This is a genomic window from Tellurirhabdus rosea (assembly GCF_026278345.1).
GTDB lineage: Bacteria > Bacteroidota > Bacteroidia > Cytophagales > Spirosomataceae > Tellurirhabdus > Tellurirhabdus rosea.
Genome location: NZ_CP111085.1, coordinates 4,046,010 through 4,064,830, shown reverse-complemented (window position 1 = coordinate 4,064,830; position 18,821 = coordinate 4,046,010). Strand labels below are relative to the sequence as shown.

Below are 18,821 nucleotides of genomic sequence, written 5' to 3'. Positions count from 1 at the left end.
CAATCGGGCCTGTTATCAGACAAAAACATGACTGACTACAGGTCCGATTTCCTGTTCCATTCCCGTCCCCGACGGGTTAATCCATCCGTTCCAGCACGGTTATGAGGTTGCGGATCTGCTCTTCCGAAGTTGCGGGGAAGTTGGCAATCCGGATTTGGGAATCTTTGAATTTTCCGTAGCCGCTTCCGATCACCATTCCGGCTTTCTTTACCTCGGCGATGATTTCGGCGGAAGGCTTCACCGTGTTGGCGACCACCACGGTCCGCGAACGATGCCGTTCTTCCTTCACAAAAGGCTCAAAGCCCGGATGCGTTTCCAGAAACCTGTACAGCAGCTTCGCCTTTTCCTCCGTGTCGCGCCGGATGACCTCGATGCCGATTTCGTTGAGGTCGTTGGCGATTTTGCCCAGCAGGTAGATGAACAGCACGTTTGGTGTAGCGGGCGTTTCGTAGGTTTTGAAGGCTTTCCAGAGCGTCGGCAGGTCGTGGTGCGCGCCGATGATCTGCTCGGCGGCCTTCAGGCTTTCGGCTTTTTCCAGACAGCGTTCATTGGCAATCCACACGCCCAGTCCGGCGGGCAGCCCGAAGGCTTTCTGGACCGAAAAGTAGGCGGAGTCGATCAGTTCAAAATCCAGATCGGGAAACGGGGCCGACGAGACCATATCCACGGCAAACAGCTTTTTGGCATGGCTGCGCTTGAGCTTGTGCATGTCCACGGTCCGCATTTGCACCCCGGCGCTGGTTTCGTTATGGGTCAGGGCCACAAGTTCGGCATATTCGGGCACCTGGATTTCCGCGTAATCGAACCCTTCCCCGAACGGCTTTTCCTGCTTGTGGGCGAATTTGTTGAGGCTGCCTGCGTAGTCGTAACACTTCTTCGAAAACGAGCCGTTGACGAGGTGAAAGCTTTCGTGCTCCACGCAGTTCAGCGCCAGCCGCTCCCAGACCTCCGAGGCCGAGCCCGTAAAGAAAATGCCGTGCGTCTGCGGAATCTGCATCAGTTCCCGCAACTGCTCAACGGTGTATTGATAAATATCCCGAAATTTCTGGCTCCGGTGCGAAATTGACCCAATCTGCTCGTCCATAGCGGTTTGCAGATGCTGGTAAACGGTAGGGTACAATTCGGCAGGCCCGGCGGTGAAGTAGGTTTGCTTCATATCTGGAATGACTGAATGACTGAATGATTGAATGACTGATTAGCTCCGCCGGGTTTGAATCTGCAAAGCCAATCAGTCATTCAATCATTCAGTCATTCAAAATTCAATATAAAAGTCTAAACTTGATTGTGTTGTCAATATCCCGCAGTTCCTGGATGACGTTCTCGTCGTAGTTCTTGGCGATGTCGGTGATGACGTAGCCGATGGATTCCGTCGTTTTCAGGTACTGGCCCTGAATATTGATGTTATGCTTGGCAAAGATGGCGTTGATCTTGGCCAAGATGCCCGGCACGTTTTCGTGGATGTGCAACAGGCGGTGCGAGGCCTTCAGCAGCGGCAGTTGCAGTTCGGGGAAGTTGACGCTGCCGTAGGTCGAGCCGTTGTTGATGTATTCGAGCAGTTTGCCCGGCACAAAATTGCCGATGTTTGCCTGCGCCTCTTCGGTGCTGCCGCCGATGTGCGGGGTCAGAATGACGTTCGGCAGGCCGCGCAGTTCGTTGATAAACTCCTCGTTGTTGGTCTTGGGCTCGTAGGGGAACACGTCGATACCGGCTCCCGCCACCTTGCCGCTTTTAAGGGCATCGACCAGCGCCGGAATATCGACGATGTGGCCGCGCGACAGGTTGAGGAAGATCACGCCGTTCTTCATCAGGCTGAATTCCCGGGCACCGATGAGGTTTTTGTTGTCCTTGCGGCCGTCGGTATGCAGGCTGACGATGTCCGAGACGGTCAGCAGTTCGTCCAGCGTCCGGCACTTGCGGGCGTTGCCCAGCGACAGTTTATCGACGATGTCGTAGAAATACACTTCCATGCCCAGCGCCTCGGCCACGACCGAAAGCTGCGTGCCGATGTTGCCGTAGCCCACCAGACCGAGTTTTTTGCCGCGTACCTCGAAGCTGTTGTTGGCCGATTTATCCCATTTGCCCAAGTGCATCTGGTTGCTCTTCGGCACCACGTTCCGGATGAGCATGATGATTTCGCCGATGGCCAGTTCCACCACCGACCGGGTGTTGCTGTACGGCGCGTTGAAGACGGCAATGCCGCGCTCGGTGCAGGCCGAAAGGTCGATCTGGTTGGTGCCGATGCAGAATGCGCCGACGCACATCAGTTTGTTGGCGTTTTCGAGCACGCGGCGGGTAACGTTCGTTTTGGAACGGATCCCCAGGATATGGACATTGCGGACTTTTTCGATCAGTTCGTCCTCGTCCAGCGCCCCTTTCAGGATTTCGACCGAGAAGCCTTCCTTTTCAAACAGATGCACCGCGACCGGGTGAACGTTTTCCAGCAGCAGCACCTTGATGCGACTTTTCGGATACGACTGGCTGCGGCTCAGCTTGTTATGATACAGAAACTCGTCCAGTGAGGGGGTGATGTGGTCGGCTTTTTCGATGACTTTGGGGCGCATAACGTTCTCGGTGAAGGCGTAGAAACGGTTGGCCAGACCCGATTCCCTGATTTCGTAGTCGGTGTACCCGTCGCCTATCACGTATACGTCCCCGTCGAGGTTAAGGTTCCGGATGAGCGTCACTTTACCTTTGTCGGTCGCCAGCGGGTTGTCGCAGTCGCAGCCGACGATGTTGCCTTCGTCGTCGTAGAGGAAGGTATTGGCAAACACGTGGTCCTCCTTGATGCCCAGCATTGTCACGATGGGCACGATGAATTCCTTGAAACCGCTCGACACGATGTAAATCTGCTCGGCGTTTTCGATCAGGAAGTCGCGGTTGCGCTGGAACGAATCCGAAATTTTATCTTTCAGCACTTCCAGCAGGGCCGGAATGTGGTCGCGGTGGGCCTGCAGCAGCCTGAGCCGCATTTCGAGCGACTGTGCCAGCGAGATTTCGCCCGACATGCCGCGGTCGGTAATCGCTTTAATCTCTTCCACAATGCGGTCGCGCTCGCGGTTTCCGGCCAGCGAGATTTCGGCCAGCACATCCAGCCCTTCTACTTTCGTAAACGTGCTGTCAAAATCAATGACGAGATACGTCTGTTCAATCGGTTTGGTCAGCATAAAAAAGCTCACTCGTTTTCTTTAGGATACTCCTCAATCACTAATTCAAGTTTCTGACGAAGTGCTGGTATTTTATTTTGAATAGCGTTTCAAATGACGTTATAATCTATTCCAAAGTATTCATGGACAAGAATGTGCCGAACGATCGTCAATGTCTGCCATTCTATATCAGAGAAACGCTGTCGTAATTCTTTTCAAACATGACCAGATGCTTCCCCAATGATTTCCAACAACTTGACTAAGGCCAAACGGCGCATATAATCATTCATATACTCCTCGTAAGTCACCCCCTCAACAAATTTTTGAACATCATCAATAGCATTAAGCATATGATAAAGCCGGGTCAACTCACTCGGCTTTTTTTTCATGAATCAAAATCTTGTCTCTATCGATATAGGGCTTGATGTATGGAGAAAGGCCTTCCGCAGATACCAAATCTACTTTCTTGTTGAGCAGATTTTGAAGACCAATCATCATATCTGCAAACTGAAACAGGTCTGCCTCCTTATCCAGCTCCACCAAAATATCAATATCGCTCTCCGGGGTGGCTTCGCTCCGTGCCTGCGAACCAAACAGATACGCCCGCCGAACCGGCTGCGTCTGAAAAAACTGACTGACCAGGTGTTGTTGGGGTATCATAATCGTTTCCTTTCACGCATGTTCCTTTAAAAACCGCAGCGCCCGCTCCTCCGACCAGTACACTTCATTTTTTGAATCGGCCGGCGGAAAGCCGCAATGCCCGCCTTCTTCCGGGAACTCCATCCAGACGCACGAAAGTTTCCGGGCCAGCGCTTCCGGGAAACATTCCGGGGCCAGCATCGGGTCGTTCTGCGCATTGACGACGAGCGTCGGTACGTTTATTCTGTCGAGGAAGTGTATCGATGAATTTCGCCGGTAATAATCCCAGGCGTCTTCGAAGCCGTGCAGCGGAGCGGTGTACTGGTTGTCGAAATCAATCAGCGTCCGCAGGCGGCGGTAGTTTTTTGATGAAATGTGCTGCGGAAAGAGCTTTTCTTTTCCTTCCACTTTCAGGCGCAGGTGTTTCAGGAACCGCCGGACATACACCCGCGAAAAGCCCCGGCTCAGCATGCCGCTACTCGCCGCCAGATCCAGCGGAACCGAGAACACGACCGCCCGCCGAACCGCCGACGGCAGCCGGTCGGCGTACTCGCCCAGGTACTTGAGCGTCAGGTTGCCGCCGAGGCTGTAACCGACCAGCGAGATGTCCTCGTATCCTTTGGCAACGGCCTGGTTCACCACCGTGTCCAGGTCGTCCGTGGCGCCGCTGTGGTACATCCGCAGTTGCCGGTTCATTTCGCCGCTGCACGAGCGAAAATTCCAGGCCAGACAGTCGTAACCGTGGTTGTTCAGGTGGCGCACCATACCCGCGATGTACTGCCGCGTCGAATCGCCTTCGAGGCCGTGGGACAGGATGACAAGCTTCGTCTGCCCCGTTTTTACCGACCAGTCTAGGTCCAGGAAGTCGTCGTCGGGGGTTGTCAGCCGCTCGCGTTCGTAACTTACCGGCACCTTCCGGAAGAGGGACGGGACAATCGTTTGCAGATGTCCGTTCCACAAAAACTGCGGGGGTTGGTAATCAGAATGCTCAATCAGCGGCATAGGCAGGCCCGTTTGCAGGGCAAAGGTAGGAGAAAAAGTCGTAAGTCTGGAAGTCATAAGTCGTAAGTGCTTCGCCTCAATACAGAACTGGCGAAGCACTTACGACTTATGACTTCCAGACTTACGACTTTTTTAAAGCGCTACCTGTTTTTCTGTGACAATCGTCAGCACCTCCGGATCGGTCAGGCGCTTGGCGAGGCCGAGGGTTTTCGGCAGTTCGTAGTGGAAGAAATATTTCATGGTCAGAAGCTTGCTCTCGTAGAAAGCCAGCTCGTCGCCCTGCGGGTTCTGGGTCAGCAGGGCGCGGCGGGCCACGACCGCCTGTTTGAGCCACTGCCAGGCAATGGCGTTCAGGCTGAAGAGTTCCATGTACAGCGTCGCGTCGGCCAGAAAACGTTCGATTTCACCTTTCTGAGCAAAGCCCAGCAGGTGCATCGTTACCTGCTGAAGACGCTTACCTTCTTCGGCCAGCAGCCCGGCATACGGTTTCAGGTCGTCGTAAGTGGCCGCTTCGGCGATGGTTTTGCCGATTTCCTGCGCCAGCAGACCCAGCGCCTTGCCGTTGTGCATCGTCACCTTCCGGCCCAGCAAATCCTGCGACTGGATGCCCGTGGTGCCTTCGTAAATCGGCGTGATGCGGATGTCGCGGTAAAGCTGTTCCACCGGAAAATCCTCCGTGTAGCCGTAGCCGCCGAGCGTCTGCATGCTCTGGCTGACGGCCTGCACCCCGGCCTCCGACGGGTACGTTTTGGCAATCGGCGTCAGCAGTTCCAGCAGCAGATGGGCAGCCTCGCGTTCTTCGCCTTCCAGCACTTTGGCCAGATCGGCATAGCGGGAGCATTCCATCAGGATCGACAGCGACCCTTCCACGACGGCCTTCTGGAACAGCAGCATCCGCCGCACGTCCGGGTGGTTGATAATCGTCGTCTGGGGCGAATCGAGCTGGTTTTTCTCGTTCAGCCGGCGGCTCTGCGGACGTTCTTTCGCGTAGGTCAGAGCCGCGTGGTAGGCCGCCGAGGCAATTGCCGCCGCCGCCATCCCGACGCCGATCCGGGCTTCGTTCATCATCTGGAACATGTACGTCAGGCCGCGGTTCGGCTCGCCGACCAGATAGCCGACGCAGTCGTCGCGTTCGCCCATCGTCAGGTGCAGGGCGGGCGTACCTTTCTGGCCCATTTTGTGGTAAAGGCCGGTGGGCTGCACGTCGTTGTCTGAGCCGTCGAGGCGCGTTTTGGGCACGACGAACAGCGAGATACCCTTAGTGCCTTTGGGAGCGCCCTTGATCCGGGCCAGCATCAGGTGAATGATGTTGTCGGCGGCATCGTGTTCGCCCGCCGAAATAAACACTTTCTGTCCTTTGATTTTGTAGGTTCGCGGCCGGTCCGCCGGTGCGGTGGATTCGCCGTCGGGCTGAGGCTCGGCGGTGGTCATCACGTCGGAGAGCGAACTGCCCGCCTGGGGTTCGGTCAGAGCCATAGTGCCCTGCCATTTGCCGGACAGCATATTCGCCACGTAAGCGTCCTGGAGTTCCTGACTACCAAACGAGGCGATCAGGCGGGCGGCTCCGGCGGTCAGGCCGGTATACATCATGCCGTTGTTGGCCGCCATCAGAATAAAGCCGATGGACGAGTTGATAAGCTCGGGCAACTGCTGGCCGCCCTGTTCGAACGGAAAATCGGCGCCGATCAGACCGGCTTCCCCCATCGCCCGCAGGTACTCGCGGATTTTGGGATGAACCGCCACCTTGCCGTTCTTCAGTTCGGGCTGGTTCTGGTCTACCTCGCGCAGGCTCGGGTGCATGAGGGTATCGGCAATGTGCGTTACCGAATCCAGCGCCATCGTGAACGTTTCGCGGTCGTGGGCGCTGAAGTAAGGATATTTGGTTAACTCCTCGGCCTGAAAAACTTCATAAAGCAGGAAGTTCAGGTTTCGTTTGCTGAAGTAGGAAGCCATAAAAGAATCAGGTTGAGGTTAGTATGCACGCATAACAGTTTCGTAAAAATACACAATGCGTTCATTATGCAATACAATTTCGGGAAATAATTACGGGCCGAAAGGCCGTCTTTTTTTGCTGCGGGCGGGGAGCGGCGACCGAAAAGCCCAAGTTTTTTATCAAGCTTTCTATACGTTCCATGAGCGGTATGCACGTTAACGGGAAAATGGTTTTATTTACGGCCGTTTTTCAACCCAAATCCAGTACCAGCTATGAAAAGATCACTTGCCCTGATTGCCCTGTTTCTAATAACAACCGTATCGTTCGTGTTTGCACAGGGAACGCCGCCGAGCCCGCGGGTAAAATTATCCAGCCCGAACAAGAACGTTTCGGTCGATTATGGTCAGCCGTCAAAGCGCGGCCGTCAGATTTTCGGCGCGCTCGTTCCTTACGGCCAGGTTTGGCGGACGGGTGCCAACGAGGCAACGACCATCACCTTTGCCAAAGACGTGACCTTCGGGGGCAAAGCGGTTAAAGCCGGCACGTACACCCTGTTCACCGTTCCGACGGAAAAAGAATGGACGGTTATCCTGAACAGCAAAACCGGTCTGTGGGGCGCTTACGATTACGAAAAAGTGAAGGGGCAGAACGTAGCCGAAGTGAAAGTTCCGGCTAAATCGGCCAAATCCGTTGTGGAGAAAATGACCATTACTCCGGAGAATAACGAAGTGACCATTGCCTGGGACCAGATGACGGTGTCGATTCCGGTTAAGGAAGGGTCAACGGTCAACTAAGGCCACCCAATGAAGGCCAGCCGTTAAGTGCCTTTACTCTGCCGTAACACAAAAGCCTGGCTGTCGAGTCAGGCTTTTGTGCTTTCCGGGCCATTCAAAAAAAATTGCAAACATTCCGGCGGCAAATCGTTTTAAGGATTCACACGTGTACAACTCAACGAATATTCACTTAAACTTCGCACAATCATGGCTAACACGAAAGGCAAGGGAAATTTCGCCGATGATCCGGAACGCGCCCGCGAGGCAGGCAAAAAAGGTGGTCAGAGCCGCGGTAAAGACAACGGCTCGGAAAGCAAAACAAGCCGCAAGAGCTCGTCTAAGTAAGATTATGCTTACATAGAAAAGGAGTGCCTTCTTCACGAAAGCACTCCTTTTTTGTGGTAATTATTTCCCGCAGATTCCCGCTGATTTTAATCGCTGATTATCGCAGAAAAATCTGCGCACCTCTGCGGTCAAAATCTGCGGTAATCTGCGAAAAGCCCACTTACTGTCCGTCCGGGCTTTTCAACTCCTTTGCAGCGGACGCGGTTTTGGCCCCCGGAGCCAGCGAATTGATCCAGGCGGCGATTTTCAGGGCATCGGCCTTCGGAACCTGCGGCATCGGCGGCATTTCGGTCGCGTAGTCCGGCCAGTTCTGCGGCTTGGGATTGTAGATCAGCTCGACAATCTGCTCGTTGGTATAGCGGCGCTTCGACACATCCTTGAACGCCGGGCCAACCTGCCGTTTTTCGGCGTTGTGGCAGGCCGTACACGTATGGCGATTCAGCAGCGGCTTGATTTCGTCCAGCGTCGGAGCTTTCACGGAAGCGACCGCGTCGCCCGTTTTGGCAGTCGGCGCGGCGGGTTTGGTCGCCGTCGTTTTGGCCCCTGCTTTGGCCGGAGCGCCTTTTTTCGCCGGAGTGGCCGGAGCCGCTTTAGCCGGAGTTTCGGCCACAGCCGCAGCCGAATTACGGGTGCTTACCTCCGACATCGCCAGTTTCTGGCCCTGCGGAATGTTGTTCAGCGTGTAATAGGCCGTCGGGTGAACCAGTGAGTACGAGCCTTCCTGCGAACGCACGCCGTCGAGGGTGATGTTGTGCACGAAATACCGGCGCATCCCATCCACGATGATGCGGGCTTTCAGGCCGTCTTCCGACACTTTCACCCCTTTCACCGAAGCCTTTTCCTTGTTGACGGCCGGACTGCCGTAAACCGCGTGGTATTTGTACACAAACGACTCGATGGAATAAGACGCCAGATCCTCGGCGGATTTTTTGTCGACCGGCGTCGTGAATTCAATCTCGAAGCCGTCCGGCATCGCCCGGACCGTTTTCATTTCAAACGGCATCTGGTTGTTCCAGACCAGCCGTTGCAGGCCCTGGTTGGCCTCCCCGGCCGAACCCCAGCCGCGGTTGGTTTCGCCTACGAACAGCGATCCGTCCGGTGCCCACGCCATCCGCAGGACGCCCGACTGGAAGCCGTTGCGGAAGTCGAAGGCTACGCCCTGGTACTCCCCGTTCACTTTTTCAAGCACTACCCGCGAGATTTTGCTCTGCCCCTGGTCGCCGACCAGCAGTTGTCCGGAAAACGGCCCGAACGCCCCCTGTGGAATCTGCACAATCTCCGAGTTTGAAATGCCGAGAATGCCGTGCGGTAGCCAGACGGCGGGCGTCTGCACCTCCGGGAACTGTTCTTTCAGTTCAAAAAGGCTTACAAAATTCTCGTTTACCACGTTTTCGGGCTTGATGTACCGGCCCTGGGCGTTTTTGTTCTGACGCGGGTCCACCTTGGCGTACAGCTGCTCGGTCGTCAGTTTGACCGGCGAATTGGGCATGTTTGTCCACTTCAGCCCGGCCGGGTGTCCGGTAAAGCTGCCTTTTTTCACGTGCCAGACGCCGCCCGAGCCAATCCAGTCGCCCTGGTTGTCGGAGTAGAAAAACTCGCCGTCCACTACGCCCAGGCCGCACGGAGAGCGCATGCCCGTTGCCCAGGGTTCGATGCGGCCATCCGGGTGGATCTTGATGGTCCAGCCACGCCAGGGGACCCGGCTTTCGCCCCGCCACCATTCCTCGTCACCAAAGGCCACGTTACCCGTCACGAAAAACGATCCGTCCGGCGCAAGTTTCGGCCCGAACGAATACTCGTGGTAGTGCCCCGACACCGGCAGCGCCGCCACCGTTTCGAAAAGGTCCGCCTTGCCGTCCTTGTTGGTATCCACCAGTTTGGTCAGCTCGCCGCGCTGGGCGCAGTAGAAAGCTCCGTCCTTGTAAACAAGGCCCAGCACCTCGTGCAGCCCGGACGCGAACTTGCGGAAGTACGGCTTTTTGCTCGTCGGGTTTTCGACGATGAAAATGTCGCCCCGGCGCGTGGCAATGCCCAGATCGCCGTCGGGCAGCACCGTCAGACCGCCCACTTCGAGCAGGGTTCCTTCGGGCGCCGTTACTTTCATGATTTTGAAGAAATCTTCTTCCTTCGGTGACTCCTGCGCCCAGACCGCCGAGGAGACTACCGCCGCCGTAAACATCGCTCCCAGCGCGCGGCGAATATATGAGTGTTGCATAGTGGTATGTCTGAACTGTGATTTACGGTGATTTCAATGATTATCATGATTCTAATTGAATCAAAGGCAATCCTAGTGAATCATTGAAATCACAGTTCAAGATTTTTTAGAACAGGATTGAGTAAACCAATTTTCCTTTCACCGGCACAAGCAGTTCCTTGCGGCCGTTTGCATCGCGAACAACGGGCTGCGCGCCGGCCGCGTCTTCCACGCGGACGTAGTACGTTTTTCCATCAATCGCGTACAGGCCGTTCGGCATGGCGTCGATGGCGGCCCCTTCGGCCAGACGGGCATACAGATCACCGGACGGACCCTGCACGGTCATTTCGCGGCGGAAACCCTGTCCGTTCTCAATCGAACGCAGCGCGTCGGTCACGGTGCTGCCGTACACCAGATACCGGAACGTCGGGCGGTCCTGATCGTCGAGCATGTAGCCCTTCGGCCGGAAGCCGCTGCCAGTGGTGTCGGTCGCCCAGGCCGCCTGCGGGCTGGCCAGACGGGCCAGTGTCAGGACCGGCTGTCCGAAGCGGTTGACCATGCCCCGCGGGCGCGAAGAACCGTCGCCCCGGCTGTGCCACATCGGCGTCGTGTCGAGAAAATCGCCGCGCCAAACCTGCACCACCGTGCCCCGGTCCATGTCGTAGGTGTAGTGAATCTGGTCCGGGCTGCCTACCGACACGGCATGCGTGACGCGGGTGCGGCGGCCGAGCGTCGGCAGGTCCATGAAGCTGCGCAGAATCGTGTTGGTCGGAGCATCGACCAGAATCGGCTCGGTGTCGTCGGTGTCGAATTCAGAACCCGTCGCGCTGAAGAGATACTCGCGGATGCCCGGTCCGGAAAGCATGATACCCAGGTTGGGTTTTACATACCCGACCGTTTTGGCGTACAGCATTTCAAAAGGCAGGTCACCGGCCGGAAGCGTCGCTTTCACCACGCCGCCGTACTGCCCCCACTTGGTCACCGGCTGGTTGTTGATGACCAGTCGGTAGCCGCCGCCCGCGCTGTTGATGCGGAAGGTATACTCTCCGGGTTCTTTCACTTTCATAACGCCCTGGTACCGAATCAGGAAATCGTTCTCGTTGCGGCTGACACTCGCCGTCAAGTTATTGGCCGTGCCTTTTGCCTCGGGAGGCGTGCCGTCCAGGGTCGGCTCCTTGTCGAACTTACCGCCGTACACTTCGTACGACAGCTGGGTCAGTTCGGGGCGGGGTTTGTCGTAATTCCGAACGACGATGTTGCGGAAGGCAACGGGGCCGTGATCGCCCTGAATCCGGAGCGGACCCGTCGCTTTTTCCGGGCCCATCGCGCCGCGGGTCGCGCCAGCCAGTTCTACATTTTCATGAATCAGTACGCCGTTCAGTTCCACGCGCAGGAACTTGGCGTTCTGGATTTTCCGGCCGCCCGCATCGAAGCGCGGGGCCTGGAAGGAAATTTTCAGCCGCTGCCACAGGCCAGGAGCCCGGCTGGCGTTCTGCCGGGGTGCCACGCCCTCGTAGCCTTTCTGGCCTTCGGGACGGCTTTCGTCCCAGCGTTCGTAGATGCCGCCGTTGTCGCCCGCTTTCGGGTTCCGGACGCCCCAGCTGTCGAGCAGTTGCAATTCGTAATTTCCCTGAAGATAGATGCCGGAGTTGGAACCGCGCGCCATCATGTACTCCAGCTCCAGATCCAGATCGCCGTGCTCGAAACCAGTAAAAAGATCGGCTCCTTTGTCTTTTTTATTGGGCAGATTGACCAGGATTCCGGCGCCTTTGCCGGTCGTCAGCGCTTCTTTCTGGCTGATGTCCCCGGCTACATCGCCGACGATCTGCCAGGTTTTGCCGGGCGCTTTGAAGGCACTTAAATCGTTGAGGGGCAATGGTCCTGACTGGCCAGCCGCCGCCTGCACCAGGGCAAGACTGACGCTGCACACCATGCCAGCCCTTGCCAATAGCTGGGAGAGGGAAGCAGTGTAGGAGTAACTCATCGTACGGTTTTAATTTGAGCCGGAAATATACCATTTTTTAGCCAGAAAGGGCAATCGATTAAGGTTTACCCTATCTTTGAACGTTAATCTTGCCATATTTTTTAAATTTTTTTATTTACTCGATGAAAAGACGTTCGCTTACGCTCGGCTTTATCGCCACAACCGTAGGGCTGGCCTTCGCCCAACCGCAGCCCAACAAGCAAACTCCGGAGTCCACCGAAATCTGGGACCCCGTCCCCCGGGTGGTCACTCCCGGCAATCTGGCTCCCGCTACCGGCTCGGGCGTAACCGCCCCCTCAGACGCGGTGGTGCTGTTTGACGGCAAGAATCTGGATAACTGGGTTTCGGACAAGGATGGGCAGTCGGCGGCCAAATGGACAGTGGCCGACGGAGCCTTCACGGTAGCCCGGGGCACCGGCGACATCCGGACGAAGCAGGAATTTGGAGACTACCAGCTGCATATCGAGTTCCGCTCGCCTTCGCAGGTGGCTGGCAACGGCCAGGGTCGCGGCAACAGCGGCATTTTCATGCAGGGTCTCTACGAATTGCAGGTGCTGGACAGCTACGACAACCGGACCTATTCCAACGGCCAGGCGGGTTCGATCTACAAGCAGTCGATGCCGCTGGTGAACGCCAGCCGCAAACCCGGCGAGTGGCAGACCTACGACGTGGTGTACACGGCCCCGCGTTTCAACAAGGACGGCCTGATGATTCACCCGCCGTACATCACCGTTATTCATAATGGCGTTCTGGTCCAGAACCACACCGCCATCCGCGGCACAACGCCTTTTGTCGGACTGCCCGAAGTGAAAGCCCACGGCAAAGGCCCCATCAAACTCCAGGACCACGGCAACCCGGTGAGCTTCCGGAACGTGTGGATTCGGGAGCTATAAAAATTTTGAATGACTGAATGATTGAATGATTGAATGACTGATTAGGCTCCGCATGTTGACCGGGTGCGGAGCCTAATCAGTCATTCAATCATTCAGTCATTCAAAACTCAATTATTCCACCACCTTCACCTCCACCCTCCTCGCCTCTTCCCCGCCTTCTCCGGACTGGCCTTTGGCCTGTTTCTCCATCCGGTTGAAGGGAACGCCCTGATTGAAAAGGTAATTGGCGACTACTTTGGCGCGGTTTTCGGACAGGGCCTGATTTAGGCGCGGGTCGCCGCCGGTGGCCGCGTAGCCGGTGATTTCGACCCGGCGCTCGGGACTTTCTTTCAGCAATCCGGCGATTCGGTTCAATTGTGCGGCATCGGCGGGGCGCAGCAGATAACTGCTCTGGTCAAAAAAGACTTTTGCGGAGGTCAGCACGGCCCGGTTGGTCGGCTCGGCGATGGTCGGTTTGGCAGACAGTTCGGGCGTTGCCTTTACCGGAGGCGGCACTACGGCTACCGGCGCGGGTCTGACAACCGGACTTTTCGCCACGGGCCTGGGCTTCGCCGCCGCGACTTCGGAAATGGCGGTTTTGACCAGCGCCTCTTCTTTCCTGCCTGCCGTCTGGGCGACGGGCGTGGAGGGCGTCACCATGAGTTCCGGTTCACCGCTGGGTGAGGTGGTGGTCGTGAGGTTGAAGTCTTCGTCTTCCGCGGGCGCACCGGCTGCCCGGCGAATCATCCCCAGCGTGATTTCCTGCCCGTCCTCGACCCGCATCCGGGCGTTGCCGCCGATGACAAACCCCGCAATCGAGGGCGAAACCTGATACTGCTGGCCGGTTTTGATGGTAAGCCGGACCCGTCCGGGACCAATGCGCAGCACCGGCACCTCTTCCCCCGTCGATTTATTGACCACCTTCAGCTTTTCGGTAGGCATCAGTTCGCCCGACTCCCGGTTTTCGAGACGAATAACCAGACTGGACGTGTTGCGGGCCAGCAAAGCGCGAAAAATGAAACGGCGGGTCTGGGAAGAAAGCTCAACGGGCTGGAGGCGCGTAAGCGGATTGAACCCTTCGGCCTGAATCTCGACCTGCATTTCGCCCGCCTGCGTGAGCATGGCCTGAAAACTTGTTTCGAGGGAGCTGGTTCCGGTCAGCACCTGCCCCCCGGGTGTCCGGATGCGGAATGTGGCCCGGACCGGCTGCAATGTCTTTTTGTCAATCGCTTCAAAAACGTACTGCACGGCTCCGGCGGAGGCTTTCGGCAGGTCGATTTTTATTTCGTCGGTGCGTTGCTGAACCGAGGCCACGGGCAGGGTGTCGGCTTTCGCCGGAGCGAGGTTCAGGGCCCGGCATTCGTCTGTCAGGCCGGTTGTCAACAGCAGCAAGGCCGCGCGGGTCGCCAGTTTCCCAATCGCTTTCATATTTCTAAATCAACCGGTATTTTCGCCGGACAGTGGCGGTGCGGATTTTCTCCCTAAAATTGTGATAAATTTCAAAACGCCGGGAAGCGAGTGGCGCATTTTCTGGTTATTATGCCAAAGACTTATCCAATGCGAAACGTTCTGCTGCTCTGCTGTTTTCTCTTTTTGAGCATGATCGACAAACCCGCCTACGTCCTTTACAATCAGAAGCTTAAACCCGCTTCGTACGACAAATTGCTGAAACAGGCCGCCGAAGCCGATGTGGTCCTGTTCGGTGAACTCCACAACAACCCCATCTGCCACTGGCTTGAACTGCAACTGGCCAAAGACCTGTACGCGGCCAAAAAAGCGCAGCTGATCTACGGCGCCGAGATGTTCGAAACCGACAACCAGCCGGGCCTGACGCAATACCTGTCCGGCCAGCTGAGCGACGAACAGTTTCGTAAGGACGTGCGGCTGTGGCAAAATTACGATACCGACTACCGGCCGCTGGTGGAATTTGCCAAAAAGAACACCATTCCGTTCGTGGCGACCAACGTGCCGCGCCGGTATGCCAGCACCGTCGCCCGGCAGGGACTGGCGGCTCTGGACCCATTGCCGGCGAACGAAAAAGCGTTCATTGCTCCCCTCCCGCTCACGGTTGACCTGAACCTGCCCGGCTACAAGGCTATGCTCGGCATGATGGGCGGTCACGGCAACGAGAATCCGCACGGGGCCGCCAGCGAAGCCGCCGCGAATTTCGCCCGGGCCCAGGCCATCAAGGACGCTACGATGGCCGACCGGATTCTGAAAGCCTGGTCGCCGGGCAAAACGATGCTACATTTCAACGGCGATTACCATTCCAAAAATTTCGAAGGCATCGTCTGGTACCTCCGCCAGCAGAACCCGAATCTGAAGATCGTTACCCTTTCTTCCTTCGAATCCGAAGACATCACCCGCCCCGAAAAATCCGCCGAAAACCTCGCGGATTTCGTCCTCGCCATCCCCGCAGACATGACGAAAACGTATTGAAAGAGGTGGGAGGTATGAGGTGATAGGTATGAGGTTATAACCTGAAAGCCCTCTCCTACCTCCCACCTTATACCTCCTACCTTATACCTCCTACCTCATACCTAACCACCTCCTACCTCCCTTGACTACCTCCCGCCTTCTGATTCTTGTTTTTGCCCAGTTTGCCGGGACTTCGCTTTGGTTTGCGGGGAATGCGGTTCTTCGGGATTTGCCGATGATGCCGGGCAGCGGGTGGATCACTTCGGCGGTTCAGCTCGGTTTTATCGCCGGGACGCTGGTTTACGCCCTGCTGACGCTGTCGGACCGGTACCCCGCTTCGGCGGTTTTCCTCGTTTCTGTCCTTCTGGCAGCGGGCGCCAATGCCGCAATTTTGATTGGGCCGCTCCAAACGGAGACGTTGCTGCTGAGCCGGTTTGGGACAGGATTCTTTCTGGCGGGCGTTTATCCGGTCGGGATGAAGATTGCCGCGGACTGGTTCCGGCCGGTGCTGGGGCGGGCAATGGGGTTTCTGGTCGGGGCGCTGGTGCTGGGAACGGCTTTTCCGCATCTGCTGCGGGGTCTCGGAGCTACGCTGCCGTACCGGACGGTGCTGCTGGGCGTCAGTCTGCTGGCGGTGACGGGCGGAGTTCTGCTGTTCGCGGCCATTCCTTCCAGGCCGCCCGCCGGGCTGTCCGTGCAACTCGACCGAAACGTGCTCCGGACGCTCTTTTGGCCCTCGCGGCTGCGTTCGGCGGCACTGGGGTATTTCGGGCACATGTGGGAACTGTACACCGTCTGGGCGTTTCTGCCAACTTTGCTGGCGCTGTATCTGGCGCTTCATCCCGCCGCCGGGCTGAACGTGTCGCTCTGGTCTTTTGCGGGCATTGCGGCGGGCTTTGTCGGCTGTGCGGGCGGCGGGTTGCTGGCCCTCCGATGGGGCAGTCACCGGGTGGCGGCGGGCCAACTGCTCCTTTCCGGGCTGTGCATCCTGACGCTGCCTTTGTTTATCGACCAGCCGCCGGTGGTTTTTCTGACCTTCCTGCTCGTCTGGGGGGCGGCGGCGGCGGGCGATTCACCGCAGTTTTCCACCCTGGTTTCGGCCCACGCCCCGTCGGAAGTGCGCGGCAGCATCCTGACGCTGGTGACCTGCCTCGGCTTTTCGATCACCATTGCGTCCATTCAACTGATGGCGTGGCTGCTGGAAGGTCCGGCGCGCTCGGCGTATTCGTTCTGGGCGCTGCTGCCGGGGCCGGTGCTGGGTCTATGGGCGATGCGCCGCTATTTTCCGGCGAAAAAAGCCAACCTGACGCAGACCGAGCAGGCCCACAATCAATAAGCACATGACGGCAAAAACCAGCATGGGATTAATCCGGAACCCTTTGAGCTGGTGCCCGAAGGTGATCGACAGAATCGCCAGCAGTGACAGCAGCACAATCGTTTTATCGAGAACAGTAAACGACCGGAACGTCAGCACGTTGGCGTAGGTCAGCAGAAAACAGGCCACGGCCGGAAAAAGCGTCAGCGTCGCATCGAAGCGGGCAACGGCACTCGCCACCGCCGCGGCTCCGACGACGCCCAAAGCCAGCGGAAAATTCGGGAAAAACTGGTTTGTGCGCGGCGGCAGGGGTTGCCGCTCGGCGTCCGGCAGCACAAAAACCTTCAGCGTGTTCCACTCGTAAAGCAGCACCAGCCCGTTCATCAGTGTAAATACAGCATCGACGTAGGGCGTACCCTGCCAGTTCTGCGAAATCGTCACGGCCAGCATGCTCAGGTTCATCGGCACGAGCGCCACCAGTCCGAGGAGGCTGTACCGCTGCGAAAGAACGAGCGCGCCGGTGATGACCTGCGTTACGGCCACAAACACCCCGAACCCGCCCAGACCGTGCGGCTCCAGCATTTTGATGAATCCGGGCGGGCCCATCAGTTGTCCGAAATGGCCGTCGGTCAGTTTGCAGAGTCCGGCGGACAGAAAAAGGTAGCCGAGAAACAGGCGGGTCAGCAGGGCAAGAAAATCTTTCTGGGGCATACAGGGCGGAGATTCGGCTTGGCTTGATGGTTGCAAACTTCGGGTTTTTGTTAGATTTATAGCGACCGTTTATCAAAAACTCTTAAACCGCAACCCTCCGCATGCCTCGTACTTTTCTGCGCGCGCTGCTTGCCTCCTCGATTGTGGCGGGTGCCGTTTCTCTGACGGGCTGTTCCGGCAAACAAGAAGCCCAAAGCGACGATTTCAATCCCCGGTTCAAACTCATTCCGGCCGAAAAATTTCTGTTCAATTCGTTCGTGGACTGCAACATGGCCGAAGCCTGGGTGGGCGATACGTTCCGGATTTTTCCGGGCAAATACGGCGAAGACCCGCTCTGGGGCAACGCCCGCGACCTGAAGTTTGCCGACGGCCGCAATGCCGACGAGGCGTTTCTGAGCAAACCCGACGATTTTACAGAACCCCGGATGCCCGCCAACGCGCCCATCGGTCAACCGGGCCTGCACGGGGCGGTCTGGTTCGAAACGGTCTACCAGTCGCCCGCCGACAGCTCCGGCCGCACGCTTTACGCCGTTTACCACAATGAAAACTACCCTTCTACCCTGCCTTACGACCCCAAAACAGGCCACGGGTACAGGGACGAAAAATGGCCTCAGGGCCTCAAAGGGCCGACTTCGCCCGCCGCCGTACCGCGCATCGGAATCATGAAGTCCACCGACGGCGGCCGGAGCTGGTCGAACCGGGGCCTGTTTCTGGAAGATCATCAGCCCCGCCTTATTCTGAAACCGCACAATACCTCCGAAACCTTCGCGGGCGGTGTCGGTGACCCTTCAGCCGTTGCCAGCGGCGACTATCTGTATCTGTTTTACGGAGAATACGGGTATCCGGGCGACTACAACGAAGCGCAGTACAACCGGGAAAAGGAGGCCAGCGGCCAGTGCATCAGCATCGCCCGCATCCGCCTGAGCGACCTGGACAATCCGTCCGGCAAAGCCCGCCGCTGGGACGGCCAAGGCTTCAACGCCGCCCACGACCGCATCGGCGCTCCGGTGGCGGCGCTCCAAATCCCGGCGGCGGAAGGCGGCGGACCGGCGTCCTCGCCCACCGGCGGCTTTCACTGGGGTCCGTCCGTTAGCTGGAACACCTACCTCAACTGCTGGGTGATGCTGATGGGTAAGGTGACGGGCACGTCCTGGAAAGGCAGCAGTATCTATATTTCCTTCAACCCGCACAAGGATTTAGGAGCGGGCAACAACTCGCAGGACTGGACCCGGCCGCGGCTCCTGCTCGACCGGCCGGGGTACACCCTCTGGTATCCGTCCCTCCAGCCGATGAATACGCCGGAAGACATCAAAAACAGGCACACCTGCCTGCGTCTGGGCAAACGGGCGCGGCTGTTTGTGAAGAACATCCGGCCCGAACGGAGCGAGTACAAGTCGGAGCATATCATTGAGTTTGAAAAATGACCGCCCCGGAATCTGTACCCCCGGAATTTATTCCGGGTAGTCTTTGAATTGCTTGTACCCAAGAACTT

General features: G+C 57.4%; 15 protein-coding genes and 1 pseudogene. 6 read left to right on the top strand and 10 right to left on the bottom strand.

Annotated elements, in window-relative coordinates; all coding sequences use genetic code 11:
- Nucleotides 1-76: 76 nt before the first annotated feature.
- The 6 genes and pseudogenes from ORG26_RS17240 to ORG26_RS17215 form a co-directional block, all read right to left on the bottom strand.
- Complete coding sequence (locus tag ORG26_RS17240) at nt 77-1,156, bottom strand: aminotransferase class V-fold PLP-dependent enzyme (protein WP_266363940.1); 1,080 nt, start codon at nt 1,154-1,156, stop codon at nt 77-79.
- Between the two features lie 103 nt (nt 1,157-1,259).
- Nucleotides 1,260-3,164 carry a phosphoglycerate dehydrogenase gene (gene serA, locus ORG26_RS17235; protein ID WP_266363938.1) on the bottom strand — a complete coding sequence of 635 codons (1,905 nt, stop codon included), beginning with the start codon at nt 3,162-3,164 and terminating at the stop codon, nt 1,260-1,262.
- Nucleotides 3,165-3,253: 89 nt separating this feature from the next.
- Nucleotides 3,254-3,493, bottom strand: a pseudogene (locus ORG26_RS17230) (HepT-like ribonuclease domain-containing protein).
- 19 nt (nt 3,494-3,512) lie between these two features.
- Entirely contained in the window at nt 3,513-3,803 is a 291-nt protein-coding gene (locus ORG26_RS17225; RefSeq protein ID WP_266363936.1) for a nucleotidyltransferase family protein, read from the bottom strand.
- Between the two features lie 12 nt (nt 3,804-3,815).
- A complete protein-coding gene (locus tag ORG26_RS17220; protein WP_323134280.1) occupies nt 3,816-4,841 on the bottom strand; it encodes a YheT family hydrolase in 1,026 nt (341 codons plus the stop codon).
- 75 nt (nt 4,842-4,916) lie between these two features.
- Nucleotides 4,917-6,737, bottom strand: coding sequence for an acyl-CoA dehydrogenase (locus ORG26_RS17215; protein WP_266363934.1), 1,821 nt, complete (start codon nt 6,735-6,737; stop codon nt 4,917-4,919).
- A gap of 252 nt (nt 6,738-6,989) precedes the next feature.
- Here ORG26_RS17215 and ORG26_RS17210 point away from each other — a divergent pair, with 252 nt between their 5' ends.
- Nucleotides 6,990-7,511, top strand: coding sequence for a DUF2911 domain-containing protein (locus ORG26_RS17210; RefSeq protein ID WP_266363932.1), 522 nt, complete (start codon nt 6,990-6,992; stop codon nt 7,509-7,511).
- 186 nt (nt 7,512-7,697) lie between these two features.
- Nucleotides 7,698-7,835: a KGG domain-containing protein gene (locus ORG26_RS23645; RefSeq protein WP_266363930.1), complete on the top strand. Its 138-nt coding sequence runs from the start codon at nt 7,698-7,700 to the stop codon at nt 7,833-7,835.
- Between the two features lie 160 nt (nt 7,836-7,995).
- On the opposite strand, the gene ORG26_RS17200 is transcribed toward ORG26_RS23645, so the two are convergent.
- Together ORG26_RS17200 and ORG26_RS17195 are read right to left on the bottom strand one after the other, a co-directional pair.
- Nucleotides 7,996-10,014, bottom strand: coding sequence for a c-type cytochrome (locus ORG26_RS17200; RefSeq protein ID WP_266369428.1), 2,019 nt, complete (start codon nt 10,012-10,014; stop codon nt 7,996-7,998).
- Between the two features lie 142 nt (nt 10,015-10,156).
- Nucleotides 10,157-12,013 carry a 3-keto-alpha-glucoside-1,2-lyase-like domain-containing protein gene (locus ORG26_RS17195; protein WP_266363929.1) on the bottom strand — a complete coding sequence of 619 codons (1,857 nt, stop codon included), beginning with the start codon at nt 12,011-12,013 and terminating at the stop codon, nt 10,157-10,159.
- Nucleotides 12,014-12,135: 122 nt separating this feature from the next.
- On the opposite strand from ORG26_RS17195, the gene ORG26_RS17190 reads away from it, so the two are divergent.
- Entirely contained in the window at nt 12,136-12,906 is a 771-nt protein-coding gene (locus tag ORG26_RS17190) for a 3-keto-disaccharide hydrolase (protein WP_266363927.1), read from the top strand.
- Between the two features lie 111 nt (nt 12,907-13,017).
- On the opposite strand, the gene ORG26_RS17185 is transcribed toward ORG26_RS17190, so the two are convergent.
- Nucleotides 13,018-14,313: an OmpA family protein gene (locus ORG26_RS17185; RefSeq protein ID WP_266363925.1), complete on the bottom strand. Its 1,296-nt coding sequence runs from the start codon at nt 14,311-14,313 to the stop codon at nt 13,018-13,020.
- A 129-nt stretch (nt 14,314-14,442) separates the two neighbouring features.
- On the opposite strand from ORG26_RS17185, the gene ORG26_RS17180 reads away from it, so the two are divergent.
- A complete protein-coding gene (locus tag ORG26_RS17180; RefSeq protein ID WP_266363923.1) occupies nt 14,443-15,324 on the top strand; it encodes a ChaN family lipoprotein in 882 nt (293 codons plus the stop codon).
- 121 nt (nt 15,325-15,445) lie between these two features.
- Nucleotides 15,446-16,639, top strand: coding sequence for an MFS transporter (locus tag ORG26_RS17175; RefSeq protein WP_266363921.1), 1,194 nt, complete (start codon nt 15,446-15,448; stop codon nt 16,637-16,639).
- Here ORG26_RS17175 and ORG26_RS17170 read toward each other — a convergent pair.
- The gene (locus ORG26_RS17170; protein ID WP_266363919.1) at nt 16,565-17,329 is read right to left on the bottom strand and encodes a hypothetical protein; all 765 of its coding nucleotides are present in this window, start codon (nt 17,327-17,329) and stop codon (nt 16,565-16,567) included. The two genes, ORG26_RS17175 and ORG26_RS17170, sit on opposite strands and share 75 nt — an antisense overlap.
- Before the next feature lie 101 nt (nt 17,330-17,430).
- Between ORG26_RS17170 and ORG26_RS17165 the strand changes: the two genes are divergently transcribed.
- A complete protein-coding gene (locus tag ORG26_RS17165) occupies nt 17,431-18,753 on the top strand; it encodes a hypothetical protein (protein ID WP_266363918.1) in 1,323 nt (440 codons plus the stop codon).
- The last annotated feature ends 68 nt before the right edge of the window (nt 18,754-18,821 follow it).

Excerpts from the sequence above, each read along its gene's own strand:
- ORG26_RS17215 (WP_266363934.1), bottom strand. The coding sequence starts at position 6,737 with ATGGCTTCCTACTTCAGCAAACGAAACCTGAACTTCCTGCTTTATGAA.
- ORG26_RS17220 (WP_323134280.1), bottom strand. The coding sequence starts at position 4,841 with ATGACTTCCAGACTTACGACTTTTTCTCCTACCTTTGCCCTGCAAACG.
- ORG26_RS17195 (WP_266363929.1), bottom strand. The coding sequence starts at position 12,013 with ATGAGTTACTCCTACACTGCTTCCCTCTCCCAGCTATTGGCAAGGGCT.
- ORG26_RS17180 (WP_266363923.1), top strand. The coding sequence starts at position 14,443 with ATGCGAAACGTTCTGCTGCTCTGCTGTTTTCTCTTTTTGAGCATGATC.
- serA (WP_266363938.1), bottom strand. The coding sequence starts at position 3,164 with ATGCTGACCAAACCGATTGAACAGACGTATCTCGTCATTGATTTTGAC.
- ORG26_RS17185 (WP_266363925.1), bottom strand. The coding sequence starts at position 14,313 with ATGAAAGCGATTGGGAAACTGGCGACCCGCGCGGCCTTGCTGCTGTTG.
- ORG26_RS17190 (WP_266363927.1), top strand. The coding sequence starts at position 12,136 with ATGAAAAGACGTTCGCTTACGCTCGGCTTTATCGCCACAACCGTAGGG.
- ORG26_RS17200 (WP_266369428.1), bottom strand. The coding sequence starts at position 10,014 with ATGTTTACGGCGGCGGTAGTCTCCTCGGCGGTCTGGGCGCAGGAGTCA.
- ORG26_RS17240 (WP_266363940.1), bottom strand. The coding sequence starts at position 1,156 with ATGAAGCAAACCTACTTCACCGCCGGGCCTGCCGAATTGTACCCTACC.
- ORG26_RS17170 (WP_266363919.1), bottom strand. The coding sequence starts at position 17,329 with ATGCCCCAGAAAGATTTTCTTGCCCTGCTGACCCGCCTGTTTCTCGGC.
- ORG26_RS17210 (WP_266363932.1), top strand. The coding sequence starts at position 6,990 with ATGAAAAGATCACTTGCCCTGATTGCCCTGTTTCTAATAACAACCGTA.
- ORG26_RS17165 (WP_266363918.1), top strand. The coding sequence starts at position 17,431 with ATGCCTCGTACTTTTCTGCGCGCGCTGCTTGCCTCCTCGATTGTGGCG.
- ORG26_RS23645 (WP_266363930.1), top strand. The coding sequence starts at position 7,698 with ATGGCTAACACGAAAGGCAAGGGAAATTTCGCCGATGATCCGGAACGC.
- ORG26_RS17225 (WP_266363936.1), bottom strand. The coding sequence starts at position 3,803 with ATGATACCCCAACAACACCTGGTCAGTCAGTTTTTTCAGACGCAGCCG.